Genomic DNA, 12,690 nt, shown 5'->3' with positions numbered 1-12,690 from the left:
TGTCGTTACGCGATCGCGATGTGCCTTGTGCGGCTCAGCGGAGGTACGCGTCGACCATCAGCGACCCGCGGATGTCGCGCAACGCCTCGATCACGCGCTCCAGGCCGCGCCTGCCCACGCTCGAGAGCTGAAGATCGAAGGGCCCCAGCTTCTCGAGCTTGCCGGTCCGGATGCGCACGACCTCCCAGCCCGCTGCTCGCAGCGTGCGGTCCTTGCGCCGATCGGCGTCTTCCCGCTTGCCGACGTGCTCGAGCCCATGGCGGCCGGTGGTGTCGTACTCGACCGCAACCCTCAGTTCGGGAAGCAGAATGTCTGGCCATACTCGAGGTGGTCGAAGAACGGGCGGGAGACGCGCACCGCGGTGAAGCCCGGAGTCACGTCGAGACGCGCGAACAGGTCGGCGCGCAGCTGCGCTTCGGCCGCTGATGCCGGCCTCGGCGCGCACGCGCTCACGAACGGCTCCCCCGGCGCGATAGCAGGGGTCTTCGGGCAGAGCGCGCGGGCGGGCCTGGGCGGCTTCGGCGCGCGGGGGCGACCTTCGCCGGTGGCGGCGGTTCTCGCCGCCACCGGCGCCTTGGCCAGGACGGCGCAGTCCGGGCACCACGCCGATCGCCGGCGCTCACGCCCCGGGCGCGCGCGCTGCTCGGCGGGAGTGGCCGCGAACGTGTGCCCCGCGTCGCACTGCCACAGCAGGAGCACGTCGGCCGCCGGCGGGATCTGCGTGAGGACGATCCCGGCGTTCAGATCGGGGTGGTACTGCCGGATGAGCACGGGATAGGGCGCCCACGCCTCGCGGTAGGTGCCGACGGCATACGGCACGTCGGCGCCACGCGAGAACTGTCGCCGCGCCCACCACAGCTCAACCCGTTCGGCCATGCCGGAACGGTATCGCGGGCCTCCCCCACGGGCCCCGGCGGGCGGGTGCCCGCTGCGGATGACCGCGTCCCGCGGAACGAAGAAGAGCGGCCCCCGGAACACGAAGAAGAGCGGCCCGCTTCGGGACCGCTCTTCTCTCTGTGCACCCCCAGGGACTTGAACCCTGAACCCACTGATTAAGAGTCAGTTGCTCTGCCGATTGAGCTAGAGGTGCGTGATCCGCACGTGGCGAACCGAGGGACCACGTTACCATCACGACGACGTCCACGAGAAATCGAGGCCACTCTTCGGCCACGTATCCTGGACACCGTGACCACCCCCGCCTCGATGCCCGCCTTCGACGCTCCGTACGAGGGTGATCTCGCCGACGATCTCGACCTGGCGCTGCGCCTCGCCGACGCGGCGGACGAGGCATCCATGTCCCGATTCGACGCCCCCGATCTCGAGGTCAGCACCAAGGCGGACGCCAGCCACGTCACCGAGGCGGACTTCGCGACCGAGCGCGCGATACGCTCCCTGCTCGAGGCCGAACGGCCGGGAGACGGTGTATTCGGCGAGGAGTTCGGAGTGACCGGCGACTCCACGCGTCAGTGGATCATCGACCCGATCGACGGCACCGCGAACTACCTCAAGGGCATCCCGATGTGGACGACGCTGATCGCGCTCGCCATCGACGGCGTGCCCCGTGTCGGCGTTGCGAGCCAGCCCGCCATCGGCCGGCGCTGGTGGGCAGGGACGGGCCTGGGCGCGTGGACGAAGACGCCCGACGGCGAACCGCGGCGGCTCGCCGTCTCGTCGATCGACACGATCGCGGAGTCGAGCGTGAGCTTCCAGAGCATCGGACAGTGGCGGGATGCCGGGCAGCTCGACGCTCTCGAGCGCCTCACCGCCTCGGTGTGGCGCGACCGCGGGTACGGCGACGCATGGCCTTACATGCTGCTCGCCGAGGGGCGACTGGAGTTCGTCGCCGAGTTCGGCGTGAAGGAGTACGACATCGCCGCGCTGGTGCCGATCGTGATCGAGGCCGGCGGACGCTTCACGTCCTTCGCGGGCAATGACTCGCTCTCGGAGCGTTCGTCCCTCGCCACCAACCGCGTACTCCACGACGCCTACCTCGACCTGCTCCACGACCGGTAGACCGCACCCCGCGAGCGCGCGGCCGAGGACGGCGGATGCCTCGCCCTCAGGGCGTGCCACAGCATCCGTCCTCCCCGCAACCCCCGCGAGGAACGGCGCGGAAGGGGTTTCACTGGTGACTCCCCCGCACGATCCCTCAGAGGCGGACATGAGCACCGACACGACCCACAGCGACCGCAGAATCGACGACGCGCCGGATCCTGACGACCCGAGCAAGCCCGCCACGCCGCGCCAGATCGAGAAGCGGTCGTGGAAATATGTCCTCGGAAAGACGATCCGGGAGTTCTCGGCCGACGAGTGCACCGATCTCGCCGCCGCGCTCACCTACTACGGTGTGCTGTCCTTCTTCCCCGGCCTCATCGCCGTGTTCTCGCTGCTCGGGATCGTCGGTCAGGGACGGCAGGCGGCCTCGACGATCCTCGAGATCGTGACCTCGGTCGCCCCCGGTGACACCGCCGAGGCGCTGCGCGAGCCGATCGAGCAGCTGGCGTCATCGCCGGCCGCCGGGTTCGCGTTCGTCAGCGGCCTCGTGCTGGCGATCTGGTCCGCCTCGGGATACGTCGGGGCCTTCAGCAGGGCGATGAACCGCATCTACGACATCGAGGAGGGCCGCCCCTTCTGGAAGCTGCGGCCCGTCCAGCTGCTCGTGACCGTCATGACGGTGATCCTCGTCACGGCATGCCTGGTGATCCTCGTGGTCAGCGGCCCGATCGCGGACGCGGTCGGCCAAGCCCTCGGAGTCGGCTCCACCGTCACGACCGTGTGGGACATCGTGAAGTGGCCGCTTCTCGCGCTCCTGGTGGTCGTGATGGTCGCGATCCTGTACTACGCGACGCCGAACGCGAAGCAGCCGAAGTTCCGGTGGATCAGCCTGGGCGCGCTCGTGGCGATCCTCGTGCTCGCGATCGCCACCGCCGCCTTCTTCCTCTACGTCGCGAACTTCTCCAGTTACGACCGCACGTACGGCTCGCTCGCAGGCATCGTCGTCTTCCTGCTGTGGATGTGGATCGCGAACCTGGCGCTGCTCTTCGGGGCCGAGTTCGACGCCGAGCTCGAGCGCGGCCGCGAGCTGCAGGCCGGTATCGAGGCCGAGGAGGAGCTCCAGCTGCCCCCTCGCGACACCCGCAAGAGCGACAAGGCCGCCGAGAAGGAGAAGCATGACATCGAGGCGGGTCGCCGGATCCGCGAGCAGCACGAACGCGACGGGTCGGATGACGACTCGCCTGAGACGCGGCGGCCCCCGGCCCCCGCGGCGACACCCAAGGAGAAGTGACGCCATGGAAGAACGCACTCCGCAATACCGTGCCAAGCACCCGCGATCGGTCCTCGCCGGCCCGTACGGTCACCCGTTTCATCCGCTTCTCGTCACGATCCCGATCGGCACGTGGACCGCGAGCATCATCTTCGACATCATCGCCTTCGCGGCCGAGGATCCCACGCCCTATGTCGTCGCCGCGAGGATCCTCATCCTGATCGGGATCATCGGAGCGGCCCTCGCGGCCGTGGTCGGGTTCCTCGACTACACGCAGCTCGTGAAGGGCACGGCGGCGCACCGCACGGCGACGATCCACATGGCGCTCAACCTGGGTGTCACGGCGCTGTTCATCGTCAACGCGCTCATCCGCTTCTCCGCGGACGACGACGAGGTGAGCGTCTTCGGGTTCATCCTCAGTCTTCTCGGCCTCGCCGTCCTCGGCGCTTCGGGCTGGCTGGGCGGCAAGCTGGCGTACCACTACGGCGTGCGGGTGGCCGAGGAGAAGACGCAGGCGGAGGGATTCCGCTGACGCCGCAGCGCCACGAGCGCGACGGCGACGGCCGGCGAACTCAGTCGACCGGACTGAGGTCGGGAAGGGCACGTGTGCCGAACTCGTGCCGCAGGGCGCTCAGCGCGGCGTGCCAGCCCGCGAGCCCGTGCACGCCCGGTCCGGGCGGGACGGACGCGGACGCGAGATAGACGCCGGGCAGCGGCGTGCGCCACGGATCGGTGCTCAACACGGGTCGACGGACCATCTGCCACAGGGTGGGCGCTCCGGCGGCGATATCTCCCCCCGGGTAGTTGGGATTGTGGTGCTCGACGTCCACGGCGTTGCGCGAGCTCGTCGCGAGGATGGTGTCGCGGAATCCGGGCGCGAACCTCTCGATCTGACCGATGACCGCCTCGGCGCGGTCGGCGGTGCTTCCGGCCGGCACGTGGGTGTACGTCCACAGGGTGTGCTGTCCCGCCGGCGCCCTGCTCGCGTCGAACGTCGACGGCTGCGAGACGAGGACGTACGGGCGCTCGGGCAGACGCCCGCGGTTGACCTCGTTCTCGGCATCCGCCACCTCGGCTCTCGTCCCGCCGACGTGGATGGTGCCCGCCTGCCGCACGTCGGTGTTCGTCCACGGCACGGGTGCACTCAGCGCGAAGTCCACCTTGGCCACGGCGCCCCCGTAGCGGAACCGGCCGAGCGCATGGGCGTAGCGCCGGGGCAGGGCTTCCCCTGCCATGCGCAGGAGCGCGCGCGGGGTGACGTCGAGGATCGTGACGCGCGCGCGGGGCAGCTGGCCGAGGCTCAGGATCGGATGGTCCAACTCGAGTTCACCGCCGTGCGCGCGAAGGTCGGCGACCATCGCATCCACGATCGCCTGGCTTCCGCCGACCGGAATGGGCCAGCCGCGAGCGTGGGCATAGGCGCCGAGGGCGAGGCCCGCACCCGCCGCGGCGATGCTCGGCTGCGACAGGATCGTGTGCGCGGCGACTCCGGTGAGCAGCGCCGGGGCGACCTCCTCTCGGAAGCGCACCTCCCATGCCTGTGTCCCCTGCTCGAGCGCGCGAAGGCCGAACGACACCGCGGTCGCCGGGTCGCGCGGGATCCGGATAAGCGACGAACCCGTGAAGTCCGCGACCTCGGCCGCGTGATCGACGAGCGGACGCATGAGCCGGTCGTAGGCGCGCCCGTCGCGCCCGAGTCCCTCGCACGTGCGGTCGAGGTCGAGATACGCGAGCCCCGCCCGGCCGCCGTCGAGCGGGTGGGCGAACGACAGCTCGGGGACTGCGAACTCGACGCGTTCGCGCAGGCCGAACTCGCGGAAGAAACGCGACTCGAACGCCAGCGGGTGCACGGCGGAGCAGACGTCGTGGCGGAATCCAGGGAGCGTGAGCTCGCGGGTCGCGGCGCCACCGCCCGCCTGATCGGCGCGCTCGTAGACCCGCACCCGCAGCCCCGCACGCGCGAGGGTGACCGCGGCCGCGAGTCCGTTGGGTCCGGCGCCGACCACGACGACGTCGAGGTCAGCGCCCCGTGCTCTGGTCACGTGTTCGACACCCCGTCTTCCGCGTCCTGTCCGAGCTCTTCCTCGGCAGTGCTCTCGCCCGCCGGGCGCACCGCCATCCCTTCAGCAAGGTACGCCAATCGGTGGAGCGTCTCATCGTTGCGCCCGTGCAGGCCGATGTCGAGGAGCGCCTGCGGGATGTAGCGGCCGGGCCCGGCCACCGCCTCCTCCTGGATGCGCACGACGCACCCGTTCCCGCGCCGCTTCACGTCGAGCGTGACCCGGGCCTCGCCGATCGGCCATCCGCGCGCCCGCATCACCATGCGGCGCGGCGGGTCGTACGCCTCCACGACCGTCTTGTCGTCGATGAGCATCGGCCAGACGCCGAAGGAGTGGTGAAGCTCCGAACCCGCCTCCGGCCAGTTCTCCCCGACGTCGCGCATGCGCGACGCGCCCACCACCCACGACGGGTAGAGCCAGCCGTCCGCGAGCACGCGGAACACATCCTCCGGTGAACAGCGAAGAACCCTCACGTTGCGAGACATCCGATCGCCTCCTCGTTCAGGATGACGCTAGAGGAGACGGATGCCTCCGCCGAGGCGCTTGCGCGACGGCACCCCGTTGTGGTTCACAGGCGCGCGAGCCAGTCGACGACCGCCGATCGCACCGCGCGCGGGGCCGTCCACTGGACGAGATGGCGGTGGCGCGGCATCGAGACGAGCGCACCGTTCCTCGCGACAGCCCGCAACCGGCGACACCACAGGTGTCCGGCGATCGGGTCGGAGCCGCCTCGGACGATCAGCACCGGAGCCCTCACATCACGAAGTCGGGTCTCGAGCGGGTAGGCCAGCATGTGACGCAGCTGCGCGAGGTACCACAGCGGACCGCACCGCAGATAGTCGGCGAGGACCGCCAGGTTACCGGTCGGCGGCTCCCCCACGGTGTCGACCGTGAGGGCGACGGCCTGCGCGGGGAACGATCGGTGGCGGCGATCGGCGACCGGTCCCATGAGCACGACGCGGTGGGCGAGGTCCGGGCGCTGGATCGAGAGCTCGGTCACCCACTGCGTGCCCATCGAGTGTCCGACGAGCACACAGTCGCGCAGCCCGAGCCGATCGATCACCGCACCGAGTGCCCCGGCCATCGCGGCGACGTCGACGTCCCGGTCCGGTCTGGGCAGTCCGCCGAAGCCGGGCAGATCGATGGAGTGGACCTCGGCTGTGGCGGCGAACTCGTCGAAGAGCCGGTCGAGGTAGCGGTGCGAGACGCCGATCCCGTGCACGAGCACGACCGGCGCGTCCGCCCCGGCACCCGCCCTCACCGACGACAACGTCCGGACCGGGAGTCCGTCGACGACGAGTCGTCGTTCGCGTGCGTCGGGTGCCGCCATCCCGCCAGCGTATTGACGCGCGAGGCGGGCGGCGGGAGGTTGACAACGGCGCCCTCGTGCCTGTGCGGGGCGGCGGATGCGTGGTTGCGGAGCCCGGTCGCGGGGTGAATCCTGTCACTGAGGTCGGGGAGGTGATGCATGACCACGGATGCCTCTCGACCGCAGGCGGGACCTCGTCGAACCGCACGCGACGGGGAGCCGGCGCGCACGCGACCCGTGCGCAGCGTGGGACTCGAGGAGGAGTTCCTCCTCGTCGACGCCGAGACCTTCCTCCCCGCTGCGCTCTCGGACGCGATCGTGGGTCCGGAGGGGGTCCACCTGGCATCCGGGACGATTCTCGAGCACGAGGTGAAGCAGGAGCAGATCGAGGTCGTGAGCCCGCCGTTGTTCACGTTCGATCAGCTCCTCGCAGCCATCGTGAGCGGCCGCCGCGCGGCGGATCGTGCCGCGCGCGCGGTCGGGGCGCGCGTCGCCGCGCTGGCGACCTCGCCCGTGAAGTGCGACACCCATGCGGTGGCCACGTCGAGGTATGCCCACATGACCGAGCGCTTCGGCCTGACGATGTCCGAGCAGCTCACGTGCGGGCTGCATGTGCATGTGCGCGTGCACTCGGCCGACGAGGGCGTGGCCGTGCTGGATCGCATACGGCCGTGGCTGCCGGTGATCCTCGCCCTCAGCGCGAACTCTCCGTTCTGGCGTGGCGACGACAGCGAGTTCGCCAGCTATCGGTACCAGGCGTGGGGCCGCTGGCCCGGCTCGGGCGCCTACGATCGGTTCGGCTCCAGCGAGGCCTACTTCGAGGCGGTGGAGCGGATGCTCCGCACCGAGGTGTCGCTCGATACCGGGATGGTCTACTTCGATGCCCGTCTCTCCGCCCACGTGCCGACGGTCGAGGTGCGCATCGCGGACGTGTGCCTCGCCGCCGAGGATTCCGTGACGGTCGCTTTGATCGTCCGCGCCCTGGTGGAGACGGCCGTCGCCGAATGGCGTGCGGGACTCGCCGCCGACGACGTGCCGACGTCGCTCCTGCGACTGGCGTCGTGGCGGGCAAGCCGCTCGGGGCTGGACGGAGATCTGCTGGACCCTCGCACGGGAACGCCGCGTCCCGCCGGCGAGGTGGTCGATGCGCTCCTGCGGCATGTCGAGGGCGGATTCACCGACCGATCGGAGGCGACGCGGATCGCGGCCCACGTGTACGAGATCGTCCGCCGCGGCAGCGGCGCAGCGCACCAGCGCGTCTCATTCGCCCGCCACGGCGACGGCGCGAGCGTCATCCGCGATGCGGTGGCGGCGACGCTCGCACGCCCGCACGGCCGCAGGTGACGGGTCTCACCGATAGGGTCGGTGAGCGCCGGTGCACGGCGCCAGGACGCGGAGGTCGACGATGGAGCACTTCGACACGATCGTGGTCGGCGCGGGGGTTGCCGGGCTCACAGCGGCTCGCCTGCTGACCCGCCACGGGCGCCGTGTCCTCGTCCTCGAGGCGCGCGACCGGGTCGGTGGCCGCGTCGTCACCGATCGACGGTACGGGCTTGCGACCGACATGGGCGCGTCGTGGATCCACGGCATCACCGACTCCCCCGTCGCCGCCGCCGCTGAGGCCTTCGGCATGCGCATGGTCGAGTACACCGTCGGCGGCTACCAGCCCGACAGCCGGCCCATCGCGTATTACGGACCCGACGGCGCGCGTCTGTCCGATGCCGAGGCGGAGCAGTTCGCCGAGGACATCCGCACCCTGGATGCGACGCTCGTCGGGGTGATCGCCGCGTCGGGCCCGGATGCCTCCTACCGCGACGTCGCCGAGGAGGCCCTTGCGGCCCAGGCGTGGGGCGCCGAGCGGGCGCAGCGAGTGCGCGAGTACCTCGAGCATCGGTCCGAGGAGCAGTACGGGGCGTGGATCGAGGACCTGGCGGCGCACGGACTCGACGACGACTCCATCGACGGAGACGAGGTCGTCTTCCCGGACGGCTACGACGTCCTGCCGCGCCGGCTGGCGGAGGGACTCGACGTCCGCCTCACGCACGTCGTCGAGCGGGTGCGGTGGACGGGCGACGGCGTCGAGGTCACCAGCGACTACGGCACCGTGACCGCCGACACCGCGATCGTCACCGTCCCCGTCGGGGTCCTGCAGTCCCCCGAGTTCGTCATCGAGCCGTCGCTGCCCGAGCCCGTCGCGGGGGCGCTCCGCCGCCTGAAGATGAACGCCTTCGAGAAGGTGTTCCTGCGGTTCCGCACCAAGTTCTGGGACGACGGCGTCTACGCGATCCGCCAGCAGGGCCCGGAGGCTCGCTGGTGGCACTCGTGGTACGACCTGACGGCGCTGCACGGCATCCCGACTCTGCTGACCTTCGCCGCCGGGCCGGCCGCCGTCGAGACGCGCGACTGGTCGGAGGAGCAGATCGCCGAGTCGATCCTCGTGCAGCTTCGACGCCTCTACGGCGACAGAGTGGAGCGCCCGACCCACGTCCACGTGACGGACTGGCAGGACGACCCGCATTCCTTCGGCTCGTACGCGTACATGACGGTCGGGTCGACGACCGACGACCACGACGCACTCGCGACGCCGATCGGCGGCGTGCTGCACCTGGCCGGAGAGGCGACGTGGACGGATGACCCGGCGACCGTGCCCGCGGCGATGCTCTCCGGTCATCGGGCCGCGCAGCACGTGCTCGGGCACGACGTCGCTATCGACGGAATCTGGACCGCCCCGGCGTAACGGCGGCCGACAGCGCCCGAGGGCTGTGGCCAGACGGGTGCGATCACTAGCATCACTCGAATGGGGAAAGTGAGGATCCCTGGCCTCGCGGCGGACTTCCGCGTGCCACGGAGCTGGCCGGCTCCGACGGATTCCTGGCTGCGACGCAACGCGTTCTGGCAGCCGCCCGACGGCTGGGTGCCGATCCCGGGCCTGCCGCCCGCACCCGCCGGGTGGGCGTTCTGGCAGCCGAACCAGCAGTGGGAGCGCTCCAATCCCGAGCTCTACCGGCGCGCGAACCGCTGGCTCCGGGCGGCGAACGTCCTGGGCTGGGCGATGCTCGCCGCCTTCGCGATCCGGATCCCCTTCGCGCTGATCGGCAACGCTGCGATGCTCTGGCCGCTCGGCGTCGCCTGGGTCACGCTCGCCGTGGCGGCGCTGGCCTGCCTGATCGTGCGGGAGGTCCTGCGGGTGCGCGCCACGCGGGCCGCGATGATCCAGGTCGCGCAGCTCGCCGCGGCGGAGCGAGAGCGCCGCCTGGTGCGGGAGTATCAGCAGTATCTGAGGGACGCATGATGACTCTCGACGAGGCGCGGATGCTCCTGGACGTCGGTCGCGGCGCGACGCGCGCCGAGCTCACGCGTGCCTTCCACCGCCAGGCCAGACGCCTGCACCCCGACATGCACCCGGATGCCGACGGCGAGACCAGACGGGTGCTCGCGCGTGACTTCGATCGCCTCCGGCAGGCCCGCGACGTTCTCCTGCTGCTCGCGCCGGATGATCCGGTCGAGACGGATGCCGGGGCATCCGTCCCCCGCCCCGCCTCCGCGACCCGCGACGATCGGGCCGGCACCGCGCCGCCAGGAGGCGCCTCGCCCGGTCCCGGCCCCGCGACGCGCTCACGGCCGGCCCGCACCACGCTGCGTTTCGACGAGTTCGTGCGCGTGCAGGATGCCGACGGCTTCGGGCCCGGGGTTCGTTCGCGTGCGCCGCGCGACGTCGCCCGGATCGTGGCCTGGTCGCTGGTCGGCGTGCTCGCGGTCGCGACCGCCGGCGCCCTCGCCTTCGCGGCCGTCGCGGTGTGAGCACCGCGCCGGGGGCGTCTCCCCGCCTGCGGAAGGTCGAACCGATCACGCCGCGCAGGTGGACGCCTCATTCAGCCAGCCGGCCACTTCCGCATCGACATCGGCGATCGATCGGATCTCGAGGTGATGCAGCCACACCGCAGGTGAGGGGTGCACGACCTCCTTGAATCTCGGCGATGCCAGTCGATCAGGGAGCGCGATCGACAGCACCACCTCAGCCGCGGGATCTCGGAGGTACCGGCCCGGAAGCCACAGGTAGGCGAATCCTCGCCGCCTCGCCAACTTCACCTGACTCCGCGAGGCCCGCACGGTGACGTCTGGTGCGGAGACAATCTCGAGGACACGCTCGTACACCCGTAGCCCGAGCGGCGAGTCGGCGAAGAAATCCGCGGGCGTGATGCTCACCTTCACTCCCTCACATCGATGCGCACCGGCGGCTCATCGGCGGGGAACACCACGATCGCCTCGCGGCGCTCGGGGTCCATCCGCAGGACCGCCATCACGACACGCTAGTCCTGCACGCCCGCACGCGTAGGCTCTTCGGATGACCTTCGAGTCCAATGACGGCGACAGCGGCGACGACGTGATCCGCCGCGAGATCCACGCTTGGGACCAATCCGACGATGCGGGACCATCGATCGTCGTCGCAGTCGAGGATGGTGCCGCGTGAGCGTGCACCTCATCGGCGGCGGCGCGACAACGGTTGCGGATGCCCCGCTCTACGCGCCGTTCGTCGCCGAGGCGCTCCTGCGCGCAGGCGACGTCGGCCGCGAGCGGCCGCGCATCGCCGTGATCTCGCTGCACCCTGAGGCAGCCGAGAAGGCGGCTGCACTCGGCGAACTCCTCACCCAGGCCGGAGCAGGATCCGCAATCGAGGTGCACCTGACCGCGGGGCGCCACGGCGAGCCGATCGGGCTCGACGCCCTCGCCAGTGTCGACGGCATCGCGGTCGGGGGCGGCATCGTCGAAGACGTGCGCGCCGGGCTCGAGCCCGTGTTCGGCGAGCTGCGCCGGCTGGTCGCCGGCGGTGTGCCCTACCTCGGCGTTTCGGCGGGCGCGATGATCGCGGCGGAGGGCTCGTTCGGAGGCGGCTCGCGCATCGGCGGCGTGGTCGTCTCACCCGAGGATCCCGGCGAACCGGGCGACGAACTGGAGATCGAGCGCGGCATCGGCCTCGTCGACGTGGCCATCGAGGTTCACGTGGCCGAGCGCGGCATGCTGTCCCGACTGGTCGCCGCCGTCGAGTCGGGGATGGTCGCGGGTGGGCTCGGCATCGACGAGCGAACGGCCTTGATCGTGAGCGACGGCGGGGTCCGCGTCGAGGGCAAGGGCAGCGTCTGGCGGGTGCTGCCGGCCGAGGGCGGTGTGCTCGTCTCCACGATCGGCGGCTGAAGGCGCCCTCTGCGGCGAGCATCGCGCGGACCCGCAATTCGACCTGTCGGCAACGAGCCCCTGCAGTCGGCCTGCGGGCAATCGCGCCCGGTCTGCGGGCGATGGCCGTGCAGCATCCGTCTCATCGCGCGATTCTCAGGGGTCGAGCCCTAAGAAGCGGTCGACTCGCGGTCAACTCCTCCGCGGCGAGCCCCGGAGCGGTCGGCGTGGGTTTCGCGGCGGCGTTGGCGCCGGCCACTCCCGATCTCGGCCCGGATAGGCAGCCACAATGGGGCATCGCAGCGGGCGCGCTATTCGGTCGCGCCGGTCGCTCACGGGCTCGCGAGTACAGCATCGCCTCGTCACAACGGGGTTGCACGAGCACCGATGGGCGGCTCCTACACGAGGGACCACCGGCGCCAACCACGCTCCGACCGTCCGCTCAGGGACCGGCTTGCGGATACGACTCCTACTCGGATCGCTAGCCTTACCGGCATGGCTGATGGCACATCCTCCAGCGAGGTCTACTACTTCCTCCAGGTGTTCGAACGCGTGGCTGCCGACGACACCGCACTTCGTCGGCGCATCGAGTCGCTATCGCCGGACGAGCGCAGAGCCGTTGCGCATGCGGTGGTCGAGTTCGAACGTGACATGGAGAACGATGCGACCGGGCGTGCCCTTGTGAAGGACGCCATTCGGCGAGCGCTTCCACCCGGCTAGGCGATTGACCTGTCGGATCGTGCAATCGTCCACGGCTCGACGAGCGCTCAAGGACCGGGTTGCGGCCGATGAACGTAGTGGAGGCCGACTGTGCGCAGAGTCTCAGTCCGGGGATGGCCCACGGGTAAGCCAACCTGAGTTGCTGATTCGCGAGGCTTTCGCCG

Annotated in this window: 14 protein-coding genes, 1 tRNA gene and 1 pseudogene; 10 read left to right on the top strand and 6 right to left on the bottom strand. The window is 70.7% G+C overall.

The annotated features are described in order from the left end of the window. Nucleotides 1-34: 34 nt before the first annotated feature. Both HF323_RS08905 and HF323_RS08900 read right to left on the bottom strand, forming a co-directional pair. A pseudogene (locus HF323_RS08905) lies at nt 35-876 on the bottom strand (zinc-ribbon domain-containing protein). A 141-nt stretch (nt 877-1,017) separates the two neighbouring features. After that, nucleotides 1,018-1,090 (bottom strand) — tRNA-Lys (locus HF323_RS08900). A gap of 113 nt (nt 1,091-1,203) precedes the next feature. Here HF323_RS08900 and HF323_RS08895 point away from each other — a divergent pair. From HF323_RS08895 to HF323_RS08885, 3 genes are all read left to right on the top strand, one after another. Further along, nucleotides 1,204-2,013 (top strand): inositol monophosphatase family protein, encoded by an 810-nt coding sequence (locus HF323_RS08895; RefSeq protein WP_169582804.1) that lies wholly within the window; start codon nt 1,204-1,206, stop codon nt 2,011-2,013. A 148-nt stretch (nt 2,014-2,161) separates the two neighbouring features. Further along, complete coding sequence (locus tag HF323_RS08890) at nt 2,162-3,286, top strand: YihY/virulence factor BrkB family protein (protein WP_169582248.1); 1,125 nt, start codon at nt 2,162-2,164, stop codon at nt 3,284-3,286. Between the two features lie 4 nt (nt 3,287-3,290). After that, on the top strand, nt 3,291-3,797 hold the full coding sequence (locus HF323_RS08885; protein ID WP_169582247.1) for a DUF2231 domain-containing protein: 507 nt from the start codon (nt 3,291-3,293) through the stop codon (nt 3,795-3,797). 40 nt (nt 3,798-3,837) lie between these two features. Here HF323_RS08885 and HF323_RS08880 read toward each other — a convergent pair whose 3' ends face one another. The 3 genes from HF323_RS08880 to HF323_RS08870 all read right to left on the bottom strand — a co-directional run bounded on the left by HF323_RS08880 (nt 3,838) and on the right by HF323_RS08870 (nt 6,655). After that, a complete protein-coding gene (locus HF323_RS08880) occupies nt 3,838-5,307 on the bottom strand; it encodes an NAD(P)/FAD-dependent oxidoreductase (protein WP_169582246.1) in 1,470 nt (489 codons plus the stop codon). Continuing rightward, a complete protein-coding gene (locus HF323_RS08875; RefSeq protein WP_169582245.1) occupies nt 5,304-5,810 on the bottom strand; it encodes an SRPBCC family protein in 507 nt (168 codons plus the stop codon). Before HF323_RS08875 ends, HF323_RS08880 begins: the two co-directional genes overlap by 4 nt. 83 nt (nt 5,811-5,893) lie before the next feature. Beyond that, nucleotides 5,894-6,655 (bottom strand): alpha/beta hydrolase, encoded by a 762-nt coding sequence (locus HF323_RS08870; protein WP_169582244.1) that lies wholly within the window; start codon nt 6,653-6,655, stop codon nt 5,894-5,896. Between the two features lie 138 nt (nt 6,656-6,793). Here HF323_RS08870 and HF323_RS08865 point away from each other — a divergent pair, with 138 nt between their 5' ends. The 4 genes from HF323_RS08865 to HF323_RS08850 all read left to right on the top strand — a co-directional run bounded on the left by HF323_RS08865 (nt 6,794) and on the right by HF323_RS08850 (nt 10,435). After that, on the top strand, nt 6,794-7,978 hold the full coding sequence (locus HF323_RS08865) for a glutamate--cysteine ligase (RefSeq protein WP_211160435.1): 1,185 nt from the start codon (nt 6,794-6,796) through the stop codon (nt 7,976-7,978). A 61-nt stretch (nt 7,979-8,039) separates the two neighbouring features. Continuing rightward, entirely contained in the window at nt 8,040-9,371 is a 1,332-nt protein-coding gene (locus HF323_RS08860; RefSeq protein ID WP_169582243.1) for an NAD(P)/FAD-dependent oxidoreductase, read from the top strand. A 69-nt stretch (nt 9,372-9,440) separates the two neighbouring features. After that, nucleotides 9,441-9,926 carry a hypothetical protein gene (locus HF323_RS08855; RefSeq protein ID WP_169582242.1) on the top strand — a complete coding sequence of 162 codons (486 nt, stop codon included), beginning with the start codon at nt 9,441-9,443 and terminating at the stop codon, nt 9,924-9,926. Next, the gene (locus HF323_RS08850) at nt 9,923-10,435 is read left to right on the top strand and encodes a J domain-containing protein (protein WP_169582241.1); all 513 of its coding nucleotides are present in this window, start codon (nt 9,923-9,925) and stop codon (nt 10,433-10,435) included. Before HF323_RS08855 ends, HF323_RS08850 begins: the two co-directional genes overlap by 4 nt. Before the next feature lie 45 nt (nt 10,436-10,480). On the opposite strand, the gene HF323_RS08845 is transcribed toward HF323_RS08850, so the two are convergent. Beyond that, nucleotides 10,481-10,840 carry a DUF5655 domain-containing protein gene (locus HF323_RS08845; protein ID WP_169582240.1) on the bottom strand — a complete coding sequence of 120 codons (360 nt, stop codon included), beginning with the start codon at nt 10,838-10,840 and terminating at the stop codon, nt 10,481-10,483. A 139-nt stretch (nt 10,841-10,979) separates the two neighbouring features. Here HF323_RS08845 and HF323_RS15615 point away from each other — a divergent pair, with 139 nt between their 5' ends. The 3 genes from HF323_RS15615 to HF323_RS08835 all read left to right on the top strand — a co-directional run bounded on the left by HF323_RS15615 (nt 10,980) and on the right by HF323_RS08835 (nt 12,526). Further along, the gene (locus tag HF323_RS15615) at nt 10,980-11,105 is read left to right on the top strand and encodes a hypothetical protein (RefSeq protein ID WP_262926869.1); all 126 of its coding nucleotides are present in this window, start codon (nt 10,980-10,982) and stop codon (nt 11,103-11,105) included. Then, entirely contained in the window at nt 11,102-11,827 is a 726-nt protein-coding gene (locus tag HF323_RS08840; protein WP_169582239.1) for a Type 1 glutamine amidotransferase-like domain-containing protein, read from the top strand. The genes HF323_RS15615 and HF323_RS08840 overlap by 4 nt, the downstream gene beginning before the upstream one ends. Before the next feature lie 474 nt (nt 11,828-12,301). After that, nucleotides 12,302-12,526 (top strand): hypothetical protein, encoded by a 225-nt coding sequence (locus HF323_RS08835; protein ID WP_169582238.1) that lies wholly within the window; start codon nt 12,302-12,304, stop codon nt 12,524-12,526. Nucleotides 12,527-12,690 lie beyond the last annotated feature (164 nt).

It is taken from the genome of Microbacterium sp. MF43 (assembly GCF_012847295.1).
In the GTDB taxonomy this organism is placed as follows: Bacteria; Actinomycetota; Actinomycetes; order Actinomycetales; family Microbacteriaceae; genus Microbacterium.
The sequence above is the reverse complement of the archived record's forward strand: the minus strand, read 5'-3'. Positions and strand labels throughout refer to the sequence as shown.